Source organism: Streptomyces sp. WZ-12, assembly GCF_028898845.1.
In the GTDB taxonomy this organism is placed as follows: domain Bacteria; phylum Actinomycetota; class Actinomycetes; order Streptomycetales; family Streptomycetaceae; genus Streptomyces.
The window spans coordinates 3,664,697-3,683,053 of sequence record NZ_CP118574.1 but is presented as its reverse complement, the minus strand read 5'-3'; the positions used below and the strand labels follow the sequence as shown (position 1 = coordinate 3,683,053).

Sequence of the window (18,357 nt, the reverse complement as noted above, 5' to 3'; positions counted from 1 at the left end):
CAGCCCGGGGCCTAGCGGATGTTCGGGTCGAAGGTGAAGATCACCAGCGTGCCCAGAAGGACGGTGAACACCGTGGCGGTGTAGAGCAGCATCTTCAGCCAGAAGCGGGTGTTGTCCCGCTGCGCGTAGTCGTTGATGACGGTGCGCAGGCCGTTGGCCCCGTGCAACATGGCCAGCCACAGCATCAGCAGGTCCCAGACCTGCCAGAACGGCGAGGCCCAACGGCCGGCCACGAAGGCGAAGCCGATCTTGGAGACGCCACCGTCGAGCACGAGCTGGATCAGCAGGTGGCCCAGGACCAGGACGACCAGGACGATGCCGGACAGCCGCATGAACAGCCAGCCGTACAGCTCGAAGTTGGTGCGGGTCGCCTTGGGCGACTTCGCGGTGCGCTTGCGGGGCGCCTCGATGACCGGGGCCGGGTTGTCCGCGTCGAAGAGCGCGACGTTCTCCGCGGCGGTGGCACCCGCGGTGGTGGATTCAGCAGACATCTCTCGCCTCAGCTCCCGAACAGCGTGCGCAGCGTGTGCTGGAGCACGGGGTAGAAGGCACCGGCCATCAGCACGACCCAGACACCGACAACGGTCCACAGCATCTGCTTCTGGTACTTCGGGCCCTTGGACCAGAAGTCCACCGCGATGACCCGCAGGCCGTTGAGCGCGTGGAAGAGGATGGCGGCCACCAGGCCGTACTCCATCACGTTGACGATCGGCGTCTTGTAGGTCGCAACGACGTTGTCGTACGCGTCAGGAGAGACGCGGACGAGAGCGGTGTCGAGGACGTGTACGAACAGGAAGAAGAAGATGAGGACGCCGGTGACTCGGTGAGCCACCCAGGACCACATGCCTTCCCGGCCGCGGTACAGCGTTCCAGCCGGCACGGAAGAACCCTCCGGGAGCGGGGACTAGGGCCGCGCCGGCTTCGTTGGTCGGTCGGGCCCAGCCGGGTACGGTCCACCGGCCGCTCGTCATCGTATCGACGCCCTGTCGGTTCCTCGCGCGGGGGGCCTTAGGTGTGATCAAACAGGCACCAACGGGCTATCACACAAGAAGAAATGGGGCTATTGCCGGCAAAACGCCGCAAGTTGGGCCAGTCTGGCGCGTGCCAGCCGCCGTAGGGCGTCCGCGGCGACCGGTCGCTCCTCGTCCGGTTCGTGGGCGAGCCGGGTGCGGATGGCGTGCAGGGTCTGGTCCAACATCTCGTCGTCGCGGTGGCCGTCGAGGCAGATGACGAAGGCGTACCGGAAGCGGCGCTCGTAGGCGGCGTGCGCGGCGCGCAGCGCGGTGTGTGCGGCGAGCGCGCCGGGGCCGGGGCGGGCCGGTGGGAGCGGGGCGGGCGGCTCCTGGGTCAGTGCCCGGATCTGCTCGGTCGCGGTGAGGTCGTAGCCGGCCTCGTCGGCGGCGGCGAGCAGTGACTCGGCGTCGGGGTAGGGGCGGTGGGCGGCGATCCGCTCGGCCCAGCGGAGGCAGCCGCAGCAGGTCAACAGGGTTGCCACGGCGCGGGAGTGGGGGAGGGCGTTGAAGCGGGCGAGGCCGGTGGCCGCGGGCGGGGTGGGGTGGATCTGCCAAGGTATGTCGCGCCGCGGCGCGGGCGCGGGCGGCCGGGTCAGTGGACGGGCGGCCGGAGTGTCACCGGACAGCGGGGGCTCCTCGGAGGGAGGGGAGGGGGAGAGGTGACTGGCGGAAACTCAGTGGTGGGTGGGGCGAAACGGATGAAAAGTCTGATACGTACGGAGCTGAAGGCGGGTGTGGTGAATACGTCACATGAGGTGGCACCCGGCGATCGTCCGGCGGTCCACGCGCCCCGGAAGGGAGTGAGCGACGGCGAGGCCACGCTAACGACGCCCGCCGAACACTGTCCGACGGATGCGCGATTTTCACCCGGATGAGAGAGCTTTCGCGTGCCCGGTAGACGCCTCGCTCCGCGCACCAGGCAATGCCTTCGCCCCGAAAAGTGAGGATTGCACGATGTCGAACCCGATGCGGCCGCCGCGTTCCCCGTGGCCCTCGGCCTCCCCACAGCCCCCGCTCCCGGCCCGGCCGGCCGTCGGACCGGGGGCCCGCCGCATGCTGTTGACCGCCCCGGTGCTGGCCGGCGCGCTGGTGCTCGGCGGCTGTTCCCAAGGGGCCAACTCCCAGACCCCGGGCGCCGCCCCCAGCTCCTCCAGCCCCGCCGCGCCCATCCCGAGCTGGGCCAAGGTGACCGGCCCGCCGCACATCGTCCCGGCCGTACGGGAGTTCCGTCCGGCCGACGGAAACGGCTGGCGACCGACCAAGGGCGCCCGGATCGTGGTACCGGCCGGGGAGAAGAGCACCGTCGCCGATGAGGCGCAACTCATGGCCAAGGATCTCGGCGGGCTGGCCGTGGTGTGGGGCAAACAGGACGTCCGCCCCGGTGACATCGAGGTGAAGCTCAGCGGAGGGGCCCGCGGCGCGCGCGCCAACAACGCCCCGGTCGGCAGCGCCGCCGACGAGTCCTACACCCTCACCGCCCGGGACGCCCGGCTCACCCTCACCGCCCCCACCGACACCGGCGTCTTCAACGGCACCCGCACCGTCAAGCAGGCCGTCCGCACCGCCGGCGGCCTCCCCGAGGGCACCATCGAGGACCGCCCGGACCGGCCGCAGCGCGGCATGATGCTCGACAACGCCCGCAAGCCGTTCACCGCGGACTGGATCGAGGCCCGCATCCGGCAGCTCGCCGACCTCAAGCTCAACCAGCTCCAGCTGCACTTCTCCGACGACCAGGGCTTCCGCATCCAGAGCGAGGGCCACCCCCAGATCGTCTCCGCCGACCACCTGACCAAGGATCAGGTCCGCCACCTGATCAAGGTCGGGCAGAGCCTGCACGTCGCGCTCATCCCGGAGATCGACTCGCCCGGCCACCTCGGCGCCGTGCTCGACCACTACCCCGACCTCCAACTGCGCAACGCCTCCGGCAAGGTGCTCCGCGGCGCCATCGACATCTCCAAGCCCCAGGCCGGCGAGCTCATCGACTCGTTGCTGAAGGAGTTCGGGCAGCTCTTCACCGGCCCCTACTGGCACCTGGGCGGCGACGAGTACCAGGCGCTGATGGCCTCGAACCCCGAGGCGTCCTACCCGCAGCTCGCCAAGGCCGCCCGGGACAAGTACGGCTCCGGCGCCACCATCAAGGACCTGGCCACCGGCTGGCTGAACGACCGGCAGAAGACCGTCGAGGCCGCCGGCAAGAACCGGATCGAGGCGTGGAACGACGGCTTCTTCGCGGGCGGCAAGGTGGCCGCCGACAAGAACCGCACGGTCGCCTACTGGACCGGCAAGGAGATCGGCGCCCGCGAACCGGAGAGCTACCTCCGCGAGGGCCGCACGGTGCTCAACCTCAACGACGAGTTCCTCTATTACGTGCTCGGCGAGCCCAACGGCTTCACCTACCCGACCGGCGAGCGGATCTACAAGAGCTGGACCCCGCGCGTACTGCGGCACACCTCGCCGGTCTCCGTACCGGAGTCCCAGACCGGGGCCGACCGGATCCCCGGCGGACGGTTCGCGATCTGGTGCGACCACGCGCAGGCGCAGACCGCGCAGCAGATCGCGGCCGGGATCAAGCTGCCGCTCGCTGCGCTGGCGCAGAAGACCTGGGACCCGCGGACCCCCGCGCAGTCCTGGCCGGACTTCAAGGCGCTGGCGAACCGGCTCTGAACGGCCGGGCGGAGAGGGACTGACGAAGACGGCCGGGGCCGCCACCCCCCACAGGAGAGGCCCCGGCCGTCGCTCGTGCGGGGCCCGCGACGGGCCCCTAATCGATACAGCGCCATCGGGCCGAAAAGCGTCACACGCGGTACGGGCCGGGGCACGGCCAGTGGTCTGGACGCGGGGCGGGAGGGGCCCGTAACGTGCCCGAACGCGCCGGTGGGCGCGTGGGTACCGCCGGTCCGGGGGGTGAAGAGCGGTTCGTTTCCCGGGAGTTGGGGGCGACCGGCGCGTGCCGCGGCGGTGTGGCGTCCGCCGCAAGAAGTGGCCCGGGTGCCGGACACGGGGTCTGACCCGTTACGGTCAGCAGGAACGGCCCGACGGGGGGCGGCCGCGGCCGGACCGACCGGGCGCGCGACGGCCCCGGCGGACCGGGCGACCGACTCACAGCAAACGCATAGCGGCAAGGACCGGGCGGCGGGCATTCAGCGTGCGACAGGATGGACCCGTGCGAGGGGACGACATTCAGCCGGACGACGGACGGCTGACGGTTGCCGTGCAGGCGGCGCAGGACGGTGACGAGACCGGGTTCCGGCTCGTCTACCGCGCGATACACCCCCGGCTTCTCGGCTACGTCCGGACCCTGGTGGGCGAGGGCGACGCCGAGGACGTGGCGTCCGAGGCGTGGCTCCAGATCACCCGGGACCTGGCCCGCTTCGAGGGCGACGCGGACCGCTTCCGGGGCTGGACCGCGCGGATCGCCCGTAACCGGGCACTGGACCACATACGGATGCGCGGCCGACGCCCGGCCGTCGGCGGCGACGAGAGCGAACTCGCCGATACTCCGGCCGCGTCCGACACCGCCGGCGAGGCGCTGGAGGCGCTGGGCACCGGCCGCACCTTCCGACTCATAGGCCGGCTGCCGCAGGACCAGGCCGAGGCCGTGACGCTGCGGGTGGTGGTCGGGCTGGACGCCAAGAGCGCGGCGCAGGTGCTCGGCAAGCGGCCGGGCGCGGTGCGCACCGCCGCCCACCGCGGACTGAAGAAGCTGGCCGAACTGCTCGGGGAGGACGGCGGGGACGACGGCGACGGGGAGCCCCAGGGGGCGTCCGCCGGTTCGGGCGGGGGGAGCGGGACGGTGGGCGAGCTGCCCGTACAGGACCGAAGACACCGTGACGGTGCGCCGGATTCGTACGTTCCAGGTGTGACGGAAACGGCCGCGCGAACGCAGAAGGACATGTGATGGCCGACGACCGGTACAGCTGGCTCGACAAGGACGCCGCGGAGCGACTGCTGCGCGGCGAGCCGGTCGGTTCCCAGGTCGGCGACGGCGCACGCGAACTCGAACAACTGCTGAAGGCCGCCGCGGCGGCCGGCTCCGGACGGCCCGGGAGCGCCGCACTGCCCGGCGAGGAGGCCGCGCTGGCCGCCTTCCGCCGGGCGGGCCACGGCCCCGGCGCCCACCCGCGCGACCCCGTCGGCGGCGCGACGCTGCCCACCGTGCGCGCCGCCCGCGGCAATCGCCTCACCGAACGCATCGGCCTCGCCCGCCCGTTCAGACACGGCTTCGCCGTCGCCCTCGCGGTCTGCGCGATCAGCGGTATCGCGGTCGCCGCCGGCACCGGCGTGCTGCCCACCCCGTTCCACGGCAGCGAACCCGAGCCCGGCGCCAGCGTCTCGGCGGCCGAGACGCCCAGCACCTTCGAGACCCAGGAGCCGGCCACCACCACCGGCGACACCAACCCGACCCCGGGCACCTCGCCCGGCGGACGGACCCCCACACCCGGCGCCACCCCCAGTCCCGGCGACAGTCACGGCACCGGCCGGACGCCGGACGCCCCGTCGCCCAGCGCCAGTAGCCCCGGCGAAGACGTCGCACCGCTGCCGGACGACGGCGGCGGTGGCAAGAAGAAGCTGCTGCTCGCCGTCTGCAAGAACTACGAATCCGGCAAGCGGGGCGACCTGGACCGCGACGCGCTGCGGCGCCTCGAAGCCAAGGCCGGCGGCCCGGACCGGGTGCACGCCTTCTGCCGGCAGTACCTCTCCCAACTCGGCGCTCCCGGCGGCGGCTCGGGTGACAACGATGGCGCGGGCGGCGCCAAGGGCGGCGACGGCCAGGGCGAGAACGGCGGCAACGGCGGCGGTGGCCACCACGGTGGCGGCGGCGACGGCGACGAGGAGGGCGACTCTCCCCCCGCCGCGTCCCCCTCCGTAAGCCCCGAACCCGGCACCACCACCCCCGCGCCGACCCCGTCCTCGGCCCCCTCCTCCGCCACCCAGGCGCCTAGCGGAACCCTTCCCACCGGTCAGGTGTGACGTTTTTTGACGTGGTGACGCAGTAAGAAATGAGCCGACTGGTCATCGGCGGCGCCAGAGCCGGGGTTCCCCCCGTACCTGCGGCATGGCGCACCCGGCGCGGGCGGGGCACGTTCCCCCGGCCCTGCCCGCGCCGTTTCTCGCGCCTGAACCGGCGCCGCTTTCGCGGATGTGGTGGGCGTGTGTGGGGGCTGCCCCATTTCCGCTTCGGTCAGGGCGGGTTCCCTGGGCCTCGCGGCGGCTTGGCTGTCCGATTCCTGAACGTTCCCTGGTAGTGGAGCTCGTCGTGTTCTGGCTTGCGGGTACGGGAGTTGAGGGCCGTGCGGTCCGTGGTGGTGTAGGTACCGGTTGGGGGTAGGCCGGCCTGTTGTTGGAACGCGCGGAGTGCGGTGGCCGTTTCGGTGGCGTAGCGGCCCGTGGGGGCGTGGTCGAGCAGGCGCAATTGGGCCAGGCGGGCCTGGAGGTCGCGGACGGCGGGGCCGTGCGCGCCGGGCGCCAGGAGCGGCGTGGCCCGCACCGGGTGACAGGCCGTCGCCAGGGTCAGTGCCGCCAGCGCCAGCAGTACCGCCGGTCCTCGTCTCCCGCTTCGCCGCATGACGCACCCCCTTCCCAGCGGTGCGCAGGGGCGAACCTCCGGGCATGCTGTCCATATGGTGCGAACCCGTACTGTTCATCCGTTTGGAGGCGTAGGGGACATGGCGCGGTACAGCGAGAGCGGGCTGCCCATCGAGCCGGTGTACGGGCCGGCGGCGCTGGCGGGTTGGGACCCGGACGCCGCGCTGGGCGGGCCGGGGGAGTACCCGTACACCCGCGGGGTCTACCCGTCGATGTATACGGGGCGGCCCTGGACGATGCGGCAGTACGCCGGGTTCGGGACGGCCCGGGAGTCCAACGCGCGCTACCGGCAGTTGATCGAGCACGGGACGACCGGGCTGTCGGTCGCCTTCGACCTCCCGACGCAGATGGGCCACGACTCCGACACCCCGATCGCGGCGGGCGAGGTCGGCAAGGTCGGGGTGGCGATCGACTCCGTCGAGGACATGGAGGTGCTGTTCGGCGGCATCCCGCTGGGCACGGTCTCGACCTCGATGACCATCAACGCGCCGGCGGCGGTGCTGCTGTTGATGTACCAACTCGTGGGCGAGGAACAGGGGATGAGGGGGCATCAGCTCAACGGGACGGTGCAGAACGACGTGTTGAAGGAGTACATCGCGCGGGGGACGTACATCTATCCGCCGCAGCCCTCGCTGCGGCTGACCGCGGACATCTTCCGCTACTGCCGGGCCGAGATCCCCCGTTGGAACACCATCTCGATCTCCGGCTACCACATGGCGGAGGCCGGCGCCTCGCCCGCCCAGGAGATCGCCTTCACCCTGGCCAACGGCATCGCCTACGTCCGCACCGCGCTCGCCGCCGGGATGGACGTCGACGACTTCGCGCCCCGGCTGTCGTTCTTCTTCGTCGCCCGCACCACGCTGCTGGAGGAGGTCGCCAAGTTCCGGGCCGCGCGGCGGATCTGGGCGCGGGTGATGCGGGAGGAGTTCGGGGCGCGCGACCCCAAGTCGCAGATGCTGCGGTTCCACACCCAGACCGCGGGGGTCCAACTGACCGCCCAGCAGCCGGAGGTGAACCTCGCCCGGGTCACCGTCCAGGGGTTGGCCGCGGTGCTCGGCGGCACCCAGTCGCTGCACACCAACTCCTTCGACGAGGCGATCGCGCTGCCGACCGAGAAGGCGGCCCGGCTCGCGCTGCGGACCCAACAGGTGCTCGCGCACGAGACCGACATCACCGCCACCGTCGACCCGTTCGCGGGCTCGTACGCCGTCGAGGCGCTGACCGACGCGATGGAGGAGGCGGTGCTGGCGTTGATGGCGCGGGTCGAGGAGTTCGGCGGGGCGGTCGCCGCCATCGAACGCGGCTTCCAGAAGGACGAGATCGAGCGCAACGCCTACCGGATCGCCCGCGAGACGGACGCCGGCGAGCGGGTGGTGGTCGGCGTCAACCGCTTCCGGACCGACGAGGAGGAGCCCTACGAGCCGCTGCGGGTGGACCCCGCCATCGAGGCGCAGCAGGCCGGGCGGCTGGCGCGGCTGCGCGAGCGCCGCAACCGCACCGCGGTGGCCGCCGCGCTCGGCGCGCTGCGGAAGGCCGCCGAGGGCACGGACAACGTGCTCTACCCGATGCGCGAGGCGCTGCGGGCCCGGGCGACGCTGGGCGAGGTGTGCGATGCGCTGCGGGAGGTCTGGGGGACGTATGTGCCGACGGACGCGTTCTGAGGTCCGTTACGGGTGCCGGGTGCGGGGCACCGGAGGCGTCCGCCAGACTGGTGGCATGTCCGCACCCCGACGCCACTGTCCCATCTGCACCCGAGAGATCGCCGTGGTCGGCGGCCGCTACGCCCGCCACGACCCCCCGGGGCGGCGGACCGGGATCGAGCTGATCTCCTGCCCGGGGTCGCGGCGGACCGCGCCGATGATGGCTCCCGCTTCGATGCTCTTCGATCCGGAGGAGCCGCCGATGGCGGGGCAGCAGCCGCTGTTCTGACGCCGTGCGGCCGGCTCGGGGCGCGGTGGTACCGGCGCCGAACTACGGTGCCAGCACGTCCAGTTCGGCCATCGCGCCGGTGGTGATCTCCCGGGTGAGGGCCTCCGCGCGGGCCGCGTCCCCGGTGCGGATCGCCTCGGCGACCTGCACGTGCAGGGTGACCGCGGCCGGGTCGGGGTCGGTGAACATCACATGGTGGTGGGTGCGGCCGGTCAGGACGGCGGCGACCACGTCGGCGAGCCGGGCGAACATCTCGTTGCCGGAGGCGCTCAGCACCACCCGGTGGAAGGCCATGTCGTGGACGAGGTAGGCGTCGAGCTGCTGGCCGCGTGAGGTGGCCACCATCCCCATGGCGTGCTCGGTGAGTTCGGCGCACTGGGCGGGGGTGGCGTGCGCGGCGGCGAGGCCGGCCGCCACCGGTTCGACGGCCGAGCGCAGCACGGTCAGCGAGCGGAGCTGCCGGGGGCGGTCCCGGCCGGCCAGTCGCCAGCCGATCACCCGCGGGTCGTAGACGTTCCACTCCTCGGTCGGGCGGACGGTCACGCCCACCCGGCGCCGCGAGACGACCAGGCGCATCGACTCCAGGACCCGGACGGCCTCGCGGATCACCGTGCGCGAGACGTCGAACCGTTCGGCGAGCTCGTCGGTGCGCAGAACGGTGCCCGGAGGGTGGTCGCCCGCGGTGATCGCGGGCCCCAGGGACTCCAGCACGCGGGCGTGCAGCCCCTTCTCCCCGTTCCCGGTCTCTTCCATGGGGCAAGCCTACGATCTCGCTTCTCGGCCAATTAAGTATGACGTTTGCGTCACAGGGGCTTGAATACGTCGTACCTAATGGGTTTCAGTGGGGGCGCACGAGGTCGAAGAGGACAGCGTCATACCGAAAACGCCGGTAACGGCGGTTTGGCATGTAAGTCCTGCATACGAGGTATCGAGGTATTCGGGATGGGCAGCGCCGACGTCATCGTCGTGATGGGTGTGGCCGGGACCGGCAAGACGACGATCGGTCCGTTGGTGGCCGACGCCCTGGAGGTTCCGTACGCCGAGGGCGACGACTTCCACCCGCCGGCCAACATCGCCAAGATGTCGGCCGGCACCCCGCTGGACGACGCCGACCGCGGCCCCTGGCTCGACGCCATCGGCGCCTGGGCGCACGGGCGGGCCGGCCGCGGCGGAGTGGTCAGTTGCTCGGCGCTCAAGCGCTCCTACCGCGACCGGCTGCGGGCCGCCGCCCCGGGCGTGGTCTTCCTCCACCTCGCCGGCGACCGCGCGCTGATCGAGGCGCGGATGACCGAACGCAAGGGGCACTTCATGCCCACCGCCCTGCTGGACTCGCAGTTCGCCACGCTCGAACCGCTCGGACCGGACGAGGCGGGCGTGGCCGTCGACGTCTCCGGCACCCCGGAGGAGATCGCCGCCCGCGCGGTCGCCGCCCTGCGTCACCCCGCGCCGGCCGCGTAGCCCAGCGGCCCTCGCCCCCTCGACCGGGGGCCTCAACACGCCCCCGAGGGGGCGCTGTTGGGACCCCGAGCGAGGACCTGAGACCAACTCCCCGCGGCCGGGCCCCCACCCCCCTCCGGGGCCCGGCCGCCCCCTCTCCCCCTTCCCGCCCTTCCCCTCTCCCCCCCAGCCAGGGGAACCGCCGACCAAGGGAACTGCCAACCAGGGAACCGTCCTTCCCCTCCTTCCAACCAAGGGAATCGCCGTGCCACATCTCAGCGTGGAGATGCTCGCAGCGGACGCGACCGCGCCCATCACCTCGGCCGGTCACGCCCAGCTCGGCATCGCCGTCCTGGCGGGTATCGCCGTCATCGTCCTGCTGATCACCAAGTTCAAGCTGCACGCCTTCCTGTCGCTGATCATCGGTTCGCTGGTGCTCGGCGCGGTCGCGGGTGCGCCGCTCGACAAGGCCATCGCCAGCTTCTCCACCGGGCTGGGGACGACGGTCGCCGGCACCGGCGTGCTGATCGCGCTCGGCGCCGTCCTCGGCAAGCTGCTCGCCGACTCCGGCGGCGCGGACCAGATCGTCGACACGATCCTGGCGAAGGCCGGGCGACGGGCGATGCCCTGGGCGATGGTGCTGATCGCCGGGATCGTCGGGCTGCCGATCTTCTTCGAGGTCGGCATCGTGCTGCTGATCCCGGTGGTGCTGCTGGTCGCCAAGCGCGGCAACTTCTCCCTGATGCGGATCGGCATCCCGGCGCTGGCCGGCCTCTCCGTGATGCACGGGCTGATTCCCCCGCACCCCGGCCCGCTCGCCGCGATCGACGCGGTCAAGGCCAACCTCGGCGTCACGCTGGCGCTCGGCGTCGTCATCGCCATCCCCACGGCGATCATCGCCGGCCCGCTCTTCTCCCGTTACGCGGCCCGGTGGGTCGACATCGCCCCGCCGGAGAAGATGATCCCGCAGCGCACCTCCGACGACCTGGAGAAGCGTCCCGGCTTCGGCATCACCGTCGCCACCGTCCTCCTCCCGGTCGTGATGATGCTCGCCAAGGCCCTGGTGGACGTCGTCGTCGACGACCCGAAGGACTCCCTCCAGCGGGTCTTCGACGTCGTCGGCTCGCCGCTGATCGCGCTGCTGACCGCCGTGGTCGTCGGGATGTTCACGCTCGGCCGGGCGGCCGGCTTCACCCGCGGCCGGATCGCCTCCACCGTCGAGTCCTCGCTCGGCCCGATCGCCGGCGTGCTGCTGATCGTCGGCGCCGGCGGCGGCTTCAAGCAGACGCTGGTGGACTCCGGCGTCGGCCAGATGATCCTGGACGTCTCCAAGCACTGGAACATCTCCACGCTGCTGCTGGCCTGGCTGATCGCGGTCATCATCCGCCTGGCCACCGGCTCCGCCACGGTCGCCACCATCTCGGCCGCTGGCCTGGTCGCCCCGCTCGCCGCCGAGATGAGCACCACGCACGCCGCCCTCCTCGTCCTCGCCATCGGCGCCGGCTCCCTCTTCTTCAGCCACGTCAACGACGCCGGCTTCTGGATGGTCAAGGAGTACTTCGGCATGGACGTCGGCCAGACCCTGAAGACCTGGTCGGTGATGGAGACGCTGATCTCGGTGGTGGGGATCGTGGGGGTGCTGCTGCTCTCGCTGGTCGTCTAGCGGACGCGACAGCCGCCGCGGACGCAACCCCGGCGCAAGGACACCAACAAGCCCCTGCCGACTGCCCCAACGGGCGGTCGGTGGGGGCTCGTTGGTGCTGGGGTGGGGTGCCGGGGTGTGCGCTACCCCAGGTACGGAGCCGGGCGGCGTTCCAGGAAGTGCTGGATGCGTAGCCGCTGGGTGTGGTGCATGGGGAGGGCGTCGATCTCGCCGGGAGCTACGAAGCGCAGCTCGGTCGACTCGTCGGAGAGCGCGAGCGAACCGCCGGTGATACGCGCCGTGAAGCACACGTTGAACTGCCGCCGCACCTCCCCGTCGCTGTACGCGATGACGTGCCGCGGGTCCGTGTACGTGCCGACGAGCCCGGTGATTTCCACGTCCAGCCCGGTCTCCTCCTTGACTTCGCGAACGGCCGCGCCCGGGAGGGAATCCGCCAGCTCCATCCCGCCACCGGGAAGCGCCCATAGGGCGTTGTCGGTCCGGCGTTGGAGCAGTATGCGTCCCGAGCTGTCGGTGACGACGGCTGACGCGGCGACGACCATGCTGTTCGGTTCGGGTGCGTTGGGATCGTCGTAGAACTCGGTTCGGGGCATGTCTGCGGCCGCCTTCCGTTCCGACGGCTCTCAGGGCTGGTACTCGTACCCGATCGTGAAGCGGGGCGGTAGGCACCATTCCCCGTACTCGATGATGCCGTCGGCGTCCGACCAGCGGTGTGCGCCCGCCAGGATCGGGGAGCCCACGGCGAGACCCAACGCGCTTGCCTCGCGCGCGTCCGCGGGGCGGGCGTGCAGGTCGTCCCTGGCGTGCGTGATGGTGCGGCCGGTGGCCTCCAACACCTTTGCAGACAGGCCATGGTTGCGCCCGGGCGCGGTGTTCAGCAGGTCGGGTACGAGGGCGGCGAATGGCGCCGGGTACCACGTCACCGCGAACACCGTCCGGGTCTTGCCCCGCCCCGCCAGCCACTCCCGGCGCACCACCTGATCTCCCGTGTCCAGATCGAAGATTTCGGCGATGTAGAGGGGAGGGGCGATCAGTTCCGCGGCCGTGACCCGGCTCGTCTCGCCGTCCGCGAGGATCGATTTCACGCGCTGCACTCTGGCGAGCCGGTCCCGTCCCGACAGGGTCCACACCGGGTCGTCGGCGACGTAGGTACCCCGTGGGGTGGTCCGGATGTACCCCTCTACCTGGAGCGCTTGGAGGGCACGGGACACCGTGGCGGCGGCCACCTGCCACTGCCCCGAGATCTCCCGGTTCGTGGGCAGCTTCGCCCCCGGTTCGAGATCGCCCGACAGGATCCGCTCCCGGAAGTGATCTGCGATCTTCGTGAATGTTTTCGGACCGGCCATCTCCCTTGCTCCTCACGCGAGTTGAGAACCGATTCGACTCAGCACACTAGGGCACCGGTATCCGTAGCGGAAGTGCTTCGGCCACTCGGATACTGAACTAGTTCACTCGGCCGGGGCAGTGAACGAGGGCACAGCCGTGACCGGGGCGATGCCCGGAGGCGCAACGGGCTCTACGCGGGCCCCCGCGACCGAGCCACCGGCCCGGGGCATGGCCATCAATTGGCAAGGAGTTGACGACGTGACCAACACTGTTGAGAGGCCCCTGATCCCGTTGCGGCGGGCGCCGTTGCCCGTGTGCGGGGTGGGGGTGGCCGCGGGGTGAACGCCATGGGTGGTGCGCGGCTGTTGCCGTGGACTAGTCCGGACGGAAAGCCGTGCTACCTCCTCGGTGGTGACGGGACCGGGTATGTCTCGCGTCTGGCGACAGGGCGGAGGCAGAGCAGATGGACTCTGCCGCCGAGCTCATGGAGGAAGCTGGCGGGATTCTCTCCCGGCGGGCATGGACGCCCGGAGAGATCCATTTGCTTGCCGTTGAGCTGAAAGCTCACCTGGCCAACGTCCTTAGGGTTTCCGAGAGTCGGGGCGCTCGCCTGTTCCTGTTTGAAAGCGAATGTGAAGCGGGTGAGGTGAGCGGTGGTCCTGCGGCGGGTGATGCGAGTGACGGAGGGAAAGACGTCCCGTCCGCGCACGACTCCCCCGACCGGGCAAGTCCTGAGCAGGGGCAGTGCGTGCCCCGGTCGAGCTGACGGGCTCGGCACACGACACCGGTCCGTCCTGCGGGGAGCGTCCTGGGCGCTCCCTCGAAGGATGCCGCGCAGGGTGCGCCCGCGCGGTGAGGGAACCGGTCCGCTCTCCCCTTGGTCAAGGGAAGGGCGGACCCATCCCGCCTCTAGACCACCGGATTCTGCGATCGCAAGTGCTGTTGCTGCTATGGCGGTTCTTCGCCGCAAGATGATCGCGGGGCGTGACTGACGCGGACCCGCCGTGGTTGCTCGGTGAGCCGCATGGCATGGGCGTACGCGGTGCGGGACGAGCGTGGTCGGATTCGCAGGCAGGCAGCGCAGGGAGACACCCGCGACCGCACCACATGGCAGTGATATCGGCATGTCGGTGTTCTGACACGCAACATCTGCACAGAAAAGGAGAGCCGTGCACGCTGTTGAGTACGAGGCGAAGGCGTTGGGGATCGCCCCTGATGTCATGGCCGAGCGGATCAAGGAGGCCGGCGGGAGTTTCCAGGGCGAGCGCCTCATGCGTCGGTACGTCTATGACACCGTTCCCGCGGTGCCGGGCCGTTGGGTGCGCCTGAGGGACTCCGGCGGCGCGGTGACCCTGTGCGTGAAGACGATCAGCTCGGACGAGATCGACGGCACCCGGGAGACCGAGACAACCGTCGGCTCGTTCGAGGACACGCACGCCCTGCTCGGCCTCATGGGGCTCACCCACCGCGGCTATCAGGAGAACCGGCGCTCGTCCTGGCTGCTGGACGGCGTGCGGCTGGAGATCGACACCTGGCCGCGCATCCCGCCCTATCTGGAGATCGAGGGGGACACCGAAGAACAGGTGTGGGCCACCGCTGATCGCCTGTCCCTCACGCGGGACGAGTTGACCAGCGAGAACACGACCAAGGTGTTCGCCCGCTACGGGATCGACCTCGACTCGATCGACGAACTCCGCTTCACCTAGCTTGCTCCATCACCCGCCGGCGGGGACACCCGTCCCCGCCGGCCAGGAGGCAACCATGACCAAGACCGACCCAAACGACTTACCGGTCACGGTAGTTCCGGACCGGACCCTGCGCGTCAAGATCATCGATGCGTGTGGGCTCGCCTGCACCTTCTGCCACAACGAAGGCACCCCCGTTACGACGGACAACCTCGGCCGCGGGGCAGGGCAGTTCACCGGGACCCCCGGTCGCTCCGGACGGGTCTCGATCTACCTCACCACCAACGGCGCCAACTTCCTCCCCGAGCGGATCAAGGCGGACGCCGACTTCGCCCTGGCCCTGGCGGCGGTGCGCGGCAGCCTCCCGACCGCCGAAGTCCACTTCACCGGCGGGGAACCCACCCTCCACCCCGAACTCCCCGAACTCATCCGTATCGCCCGTCGACTCGGCCTGACGGTCGGGCTCACCAGCAACGGCGAGAACGGGGCCACCGTGCTGCCCGAATGCGCCGCGGCCGGGCTCGACCGCATCAACCTGTCCGTCTTCGGCACGACTCCCGAGGAACTTGCCGCCGTTCAGGCCCCGCGCCTGGCCTCGCCGAAACTGGCGGCGCGGAAACTGGACGCCCTGACCGCCACCATCGAGGCCGCCACCCGCCACGGGGTGAAGGTCTCGGCGAACATCGTGATCCCGAACCATGACCACGTGGCACGGGTGCTCCGCGTCATCGAGGACCACGGACAAGCCGTCACCGTGCGGATGCTGGTCAACCTGGAGGACGGGGCCTCAATCGCCGCCATGCAGGAGGTCGTCGACCACCTCGGAGCGGTACCGGTCCGCCGCATCGTCACCGCCGGCGCCTCCGACCAGCGCACCCGCTACCGGCTCCCCGACGGCCGCACGCTCTACGCCAAGAGCATCCGGCCCGTCCGACTGCCGGAGACCTGCGCCGGATGCCGGTTCAACAACGACCGGGACTGCCAGGAGGGGTACTACGGCGTACGCATGTACCGCGCCCAGAACGGCCCCTTCATGGTCGGCGTCTGCCTCCAACGCATGGACCTCTGCCTGACCTTGGGCGAATTCGTGATGAGCCAGCGTTGTGCCGAGGTCCGGGACTTCCGCGAGGAGGAGACGGCCCGGCTCGCGGCCCTTCACCGGTCGGCCCCCGTGCCCCGATGACGGGCAGGAATCCGCCGACCGTCTGGGAGCCCTTGCCGGCCGAGCCGATTGGGCTCCCAGGTGTGGCTATGGCAGCCGGCGGTGCCGCACGAGAGGGTGGCGCTGAGCCGCATGGGGGCGAGGCAAGAGGGCTCGCTCGGTGTTTGTCGGGCCGGCCTCTCGTGCCTCAAGCAGCCCTCAACCGCGAAGGGTTGGGCCTACGGCGGTGGTCGGCCGTCGGGGTGGCCGGTCAGGTGAGGGCGCTGGTGCCGCTGAAGTGGGTTTCGAGGGCCTTGGTGATCGCCTCCGTTGCCGTTTCCGGTGGGGTTGATACCGCGATGTAGCCGTCGGGGCGGATGAGGTGGACGGTGGGGGTGGGGCCGTAGGTGGTGTGGAGGTGGCCTTCGGGGTCGAGGAGGTCGGGGGTGGGGCCGCCTACGCGGACGATGTGGAGGGGGGTTGAGCCGGCGGCCTTGGTGAGGGCGGCGGGGTCCAGGTCCGGGGCGTCGAGGGCGAGCACGGTGAAGTGGGGGCCGCGGAGGACGTCGAAGAGGCGGCGGGGGGTGCCGTCGGGGGTGGTGCAGGGGGCGTCCGGGGCGCGGTCGCCGGCGGTGCGGGCGCCTTCGGGGAGGTCGGTGCGGAGTTCGCGGCTGAGCGGGCTGTCCGGGTAGCCGATGTCGAGTTGGTGGAGGTCGCGGCCGCGGCGGAGGCTGCCCGAGCGGTGCAGCCGGGTGCTGGTGGCGAGGATGCGGGCGGCGATCGGGCGGCGCTCGGTCTCGTAGGTGTCGAGGAGGGTGTCGGGGGCACCGTGCCGGAGCACCTGGCCCAGCTTCCACCCGAGGTTGTAGGCGTCCTGGACGCTGGTGTTGAGGCCCTGGCCGCCGGCCGGGGAGTGGATGTGCGCGGCGTCGCCGGCGAGGAAGACCCGGCCCCGGCGGAAGTGGTCGGCCATGCCCGCCTTGGGGCGGTAGACGGAGGTCCACTGCACCTCGCGGACCTGGTCCACGGTGAGGTGGGTGTGCGCGGCGATCAGGGCGCGCACGGCCTCGGGGGAGGTGTCCGGCTCGGCGTTGGCCGCGGCGGCGAGCATCTGGAAGCTGTCGGTGCCGACCAGCGGGAGCAGGGCGAGGAAGCCGCCGCTCGACAGCATCCAGCGGTGCCAGTGGTCGCGGTCCAGGCCGTCGAGGCGGACGTCGGCCAGGATGGCGTGGCCGGGGGCGAGTTCGGGGCCGGTCATCCGCGTGCCGAGTTGCTTGCGGACGGTGCTGGCGCCGCCGTCGCAGGCGACGAGGTAGCGGGCGCGGACGGTGCGGGGGCCGGTCTCGGGGCCGGTCAGGTGGGCGGTGATGCCGTCGGGGTCCTGGGTGAAGTCGACCAGTGTGGTGGCCAGTTGGACGGTGGCGTCGAGCTCGCGGAGGCGGGCGTGGAGCAGTTCGACGTTGCGCCACTGGGGGAGCATCAGGGCGTTGGAGTACGGCGTGGACGGGGTCGGGGCGACCCGCTCGACCATCTGGTGGGTGCGGACGATCCGGCCGTCCTGCCACAGCGCCATGGGCGGGTAGATGCCGCCGGCGGCGTGCGCGGCGGGGAGCAACCCCAGGTCGTCGTAGACCTCTTGGGTGCGCGGCTGGACGCCGGTGCCGCGGGCGCCGCGGGAGAGGGTGGGCTGCCGCTCGACGATCAGGGTGGTCACGCCCCGGCGGGCGAGGTCGATGCCGAGCGCGAGGCCGGTCGGGCCCGCACCGGCGATCAGGACGTCAACGAGGTCGGTGGTGGCCCCGGGGGCGTCCTGGGCAGCGGTCGTGGCGACGGTGTCCTTAACGTTGTTAAGTGCCATGCTTTCGAGGGTGCGCTTAACGGTGTTAAATTGTCAATATGGCTTCGCGTATTGACCGGGATGTGGTGGTGGAGACCGCCCTGCGGCTGCTCAACGAGGGTGGCCTGGACGGCCTGACCCTCCGGCGGATCGCCAAGGAGCTCAACGTCCAGGCGCCGGCGCTCTATTGGCACTTCAAGAACAAGCAGGAACTGCTGGACGAGATGGCGACGGAGGTCTTCCGGCGGCTGTTCCGGTCGACGGCGTCGGGCGGGCCCGGGCCGGACGGCCGGTGGTCGTCCTGGCAGGAGATGCTCCTGCGCTCCTGCGGCGCGCTCCGCCGGGAGCTGCTCACCTACCGCGACGGCGGCAAGGTCGTCAGCGGCACGCGGATGACGGACGACACCCTCGCGGCCCCGCTGGAGCTCTTCCTCGGCCACTTCACCGCGGTCGGCTTCACCCTGCCCGAGGCGGTCAGCGCCTGGTGGACCGCGTACAACTACACCGTCGGGCTGGTCATCGAGGAGCAGTCGGTGCACCCCGACCCCGAGCACCCGGAGATCCGCGACCCCGCCTACGACCTCGACGAGCGCGAGCGGCGGCTGGGCGCGACGTACCCGCTGGCCGCGCACGCCGGGCGGCAGATGTTCGGCGATGTGGAGGCGTCCTACGATGCCGGGCTGCGGATCATCATCGCCGGGATCGAGGCCAATTTCGTGAAGCGGAGGCAGAGTTGAGGG

Annotated in this window: 18 protein-coding genes; 10 read left to right on the top strand and 8 right to left on the bottom strand. The window is 71.2% G+C overall.

The annotated features are described in order from the left end of the window. Nucleotides 1-11 precede the first annotated feature (11 nt). The 3 genes from PV796_RS15490 to PV796_RS15480 all read right to left on the bottom strand — a co-directional run bounded on the left by PV796_RS15490 (nucleotide 12) and on the right by PV796_RS15480 (nucleotide 1,561). Nucleotides 12-491, bottom strand: a complete 480-nt coding sequence (locus tag PV796_RS15490; RefSeq protein ID WP_274913738.1) for a succinate dehydrogenase hydrophobic membrane anchor subunit — start codon at nucleotides 489-491, stop codon at nucleotides 12-14. An 8-nt stretch (nucleotides 492-499) separates the two neighbouring features. Next, nucleotides 500-880 (bottom strand): succinate dehydrogenase, cytochrome b556 subunit, encoded by a 381-nt coding sequence (sdhC, locus tag PV796_RS15485; RefSeq protein ID WP_016574684.1) that lies wholly within the window; start codon nucleotides 878-880, stop codon nucleotides 500-502. A 180-nt stretch (nucleotides 881-1,060) separates the two neighbouring features. Further along, nucleotides 1,061-1,561 carry a 2-oxo-4-hydroxy-4-carboxy-5-ureidoimidazoline decarboxylase gene (locus tag PV796_RS15480; RefSeq protein ID WP_342456962.1) on the bottom strand — a complete coding sequence of 167 codons (501 nt, stop codon included), beginning with the start codon at nucleotides 1,559-1,561 and terminating at the stop codon, nucleotides 1,061-1,063. Nucleotides 1,562-1,967: 406 nt separating this feature from the next. Here PV796_RS15480 and PV796_RS15475 point away from each other — a divergent pair, with 406 nt between their 5' ends. The 3 genes from PV796_RS15475 (at nucleotide 1,968) to PV796_RS15465 (ending at nucleotide 5,984) form a co-directional block, all read left to right on the top strand. Then, nucleotides 1,968-3,677 (top strand): beta-N-acetylhexosaminidase, encoded by a 1,710-nt coding sequence (locus PV796_RS15475; protein WP_274913734.1) that lies wholly within the window; start codon nucleotides 1,968-1,970, stop codon nucleotides 3,675-3,677. A gap of 499 nt (nucleotides 3,678-4,176) precedes the next feature. Next, nucleotides 4,177-4,911 (top strand): RNA polymerase sigma factor, encoded by a 735-nt coding sequence (locus PV796_RS15470; RefSeq protein ID WP_274913733.1) that lies wholly within the window; start codon nucleotides 4,177-4,179, stop codon nucleotides 4,909-4,911. Continuing rightward, nucleotides 4,911-5,984: a hypothetical protein gene (locus tag PV796_RS15465; protein ID WP_274913732.1), complete on the top strand. Its 1,074-nt coding sequence runs from the start codon at nucleotides 4,911-4,913 to the stop codon at nucleotides 5,982-5,984. Before PV796_RS15470 ends, PV796_RS15465 begins: the two co-directional genes overlap by 1 nt. A 211-nt stretch (nucleotides 5,985-6,195) precedes the next feature. Here PV796_RS15465 and PV796_RS15460 read toward each other — a convergent pair whose 3' ends face one another. Then, nucleotides 6,196-6,579: a peptidoglycan-binding domain-containing protein gene (locus PV796_RS15460; RefSeq protein WP_274913731.1), complete on the bottom strand. Its 384-nt coding sequence runs from the start codon at nucleotides 6,577-6,579 to the stop codon at nucleotides 6,196-6,198. Between the two features lie 100 nt (nucleotides 6,580-6,679). Here PV796_RS15460 and PV796_RS15455 point away from each other — a divergent pair, with 100 nt between their 5' ends. Both PV796_RS15455 and PV796_RS15450 read left to right on the top strand, forming a co-directional pair. Next, nucleotides 6,680-8,260 carry an acyl-CoA mutase large subunit family protein gene (locus tag PV796_RS15455; protein WP_274913729.1) on the top strand — a complete coding sequence of 527 codons (1,581 nt, stop codon included), beginning with the start codon at nucleotides 6,680-6,682 and terminating at the stop codon, nucleotides 8,258-8,260. Nucleotides 8,261-8,315: 55 nt separating this feature from the next. Then, nucleotides 8,316-8,528, top strand: coding sequence for a hypothetical protein (locus PV796_RS15450; protein WP_274913728.1), 213 nt, complete (start codon nucleotides 8,316-8,318; stop codon nucleotides 8,526-8,528). Between the two features lie 42 nt (nucleotides 8,529-8,570). Here PV796_RS15450 and PV796_RS15445 read toward each other — a convergent pair whose 3' ends face one another. Next, nucleotides 8,571-9,281 carry a FadR/GntR family transcriptional regulator gene (locus PV796_RS15445; RefSeq protein WP_274913726.1) on the bottom strand — a complete coding sequence of 237 codons (711 nt, stop codon included), beginning with the start codon at nucleotides 9,279-9,281 and terminating at the stop codon, nucleotides 8,571-8,573. A 189-nt stretch (nucleotides 9,282-9,470) separates the two neighbouring features. On the opposite strand from PV796_RS15445, the gene PV796_RS15440 reads away from it, so the two are divergent. Both PV796_RS15440 and PV796_RS15435 read left to right on the top strand, forming a co-directional pair. After that, on the top strand, nucleotides 9,471-9,986 hold the full coding sequence (locus tag PV796_RS15440; RefSeq protein ID WP_274913725.1) for a gluconokinase: 516 nt from the start codon (nucleotides 9,471-9,473) through the stop codon (nucleotides 9,984-9,986). A 244-nt stretch (nucleotides 9,987-10,230) separates the two neighbouring features. After that, the gene (locus tag PV796_RS15435; protein ID WP_274913724.1) at nucleotides 10,231-11,628 is read left to right on the top strand and encodes a GntT/GntP/DsdX family permease; all 1,398 of its coding nucleotides are present in this window, start codon (nucleotides 10,231-10,233) and stop codon (nucleotides 11,626-11,628) included. A 122-nt stretch (nucleotides 11,629-11,750) separates the two neighbouring features. On the opposite strand, the gene PV796_RS15430 is transcribed toward PV796_RS15435, so the two are convergent. Both PV796_RS15430 and PV796_RS15425 read right to left on the bottom strand, forming a co-directional pair. Further along, the gene (locus tag PV796_RS15430; RefSeq protein ID WP_274913722.1) at nucleotides 11,751-12,221 is read right to left on the bottom strand and encodes an NUDIX domain-containing protein; all 471 of its coding nucleotides are present in this window, start codon (nucleotides 12,219-12,221) and stop codon (nucleotides 11,751-11,753) included. Between the two features lie 30 nt (nucleotides 12,222-12,251). Continuing rightward, nucleotides 12,252-12,974 (bottom strand): GntR family transcriptional regulator, encoded by a 723-nt coding sequence (locus tag PV796_RS15425; RefSeq protein ID WP_274913721.1) that lies wholly within the window; start codon nucleotides 12,972-12,974, stop codon nucleotides 12,252-12,254. Between the two features lie 1,149 nt (nucleotides 12,975-14,123). Here PV796_RS15425 and PV796_RS15415 point away from each other — a divergent pair. Together PV796_RS15415 and PV796_RS15410 are read left to right on the top strand one after the other, a co-directional pair. Beyond that, on the top strand, nucleotides 14,124-14,660 hold the full coding sequence (locus PV796_RS15415; protein ID WP_274913720.1) for a class IV adenylate cyclase: 537 nt from the start codon (nucleotides 14,124-14,126) through the stop codon (nucleotides 14,658-14,660). Between the two features lie 55 nt (nucleotides 14,661-14,715). Then, nucleotides 14,716-15,822, top strand: coding sequence for a radical SAM protein (locus PV796_RS15410; RefSeq protein WP_274913719.1), 1,107 nt, complete (start codon nucleotides 14,716-14,718; stop codon nucleotides 15,820-15,822). Nucleotides 15,823-16,051: 229 nt separating this feature from the next. Here the strand turns inward: PV796_RS15410 and PV796_RS15405 are convergent, their stop codons facing one another. Further along, entirely contained in the window at nucleotides 16,052-17,638 is a 1,587-nt protein-coding gene (locus PV796_RS15405) for an FAD-dependent monooxygenase (RefSeq protein ID WP_274913717.1), read from the bottom strand. Nucleotides 17,639-17,676: 38 nt separating this feature from the next. Here PV796_RS15405 and PV796_RS15400 point away from each other — a divergent pair, with 38 nt between their 5' ends. Beyond that, the gene (locus PV796_RS15400) at nucleotides 17,677-18,354 is read left to right on the top strand and encodes a TetR/AcrR family transcriptional regulator C-terminal domain-containing protein (protein ID WP_274913716.1); all 678 of its coding nucleotides are present in this window, start codon (nucleotides 17,677-17,679) and stop codon (nucleotides 18,352-18,354) included. Nucleotides 18,355-18,357 lie beyond the last annotated feature (3 nt).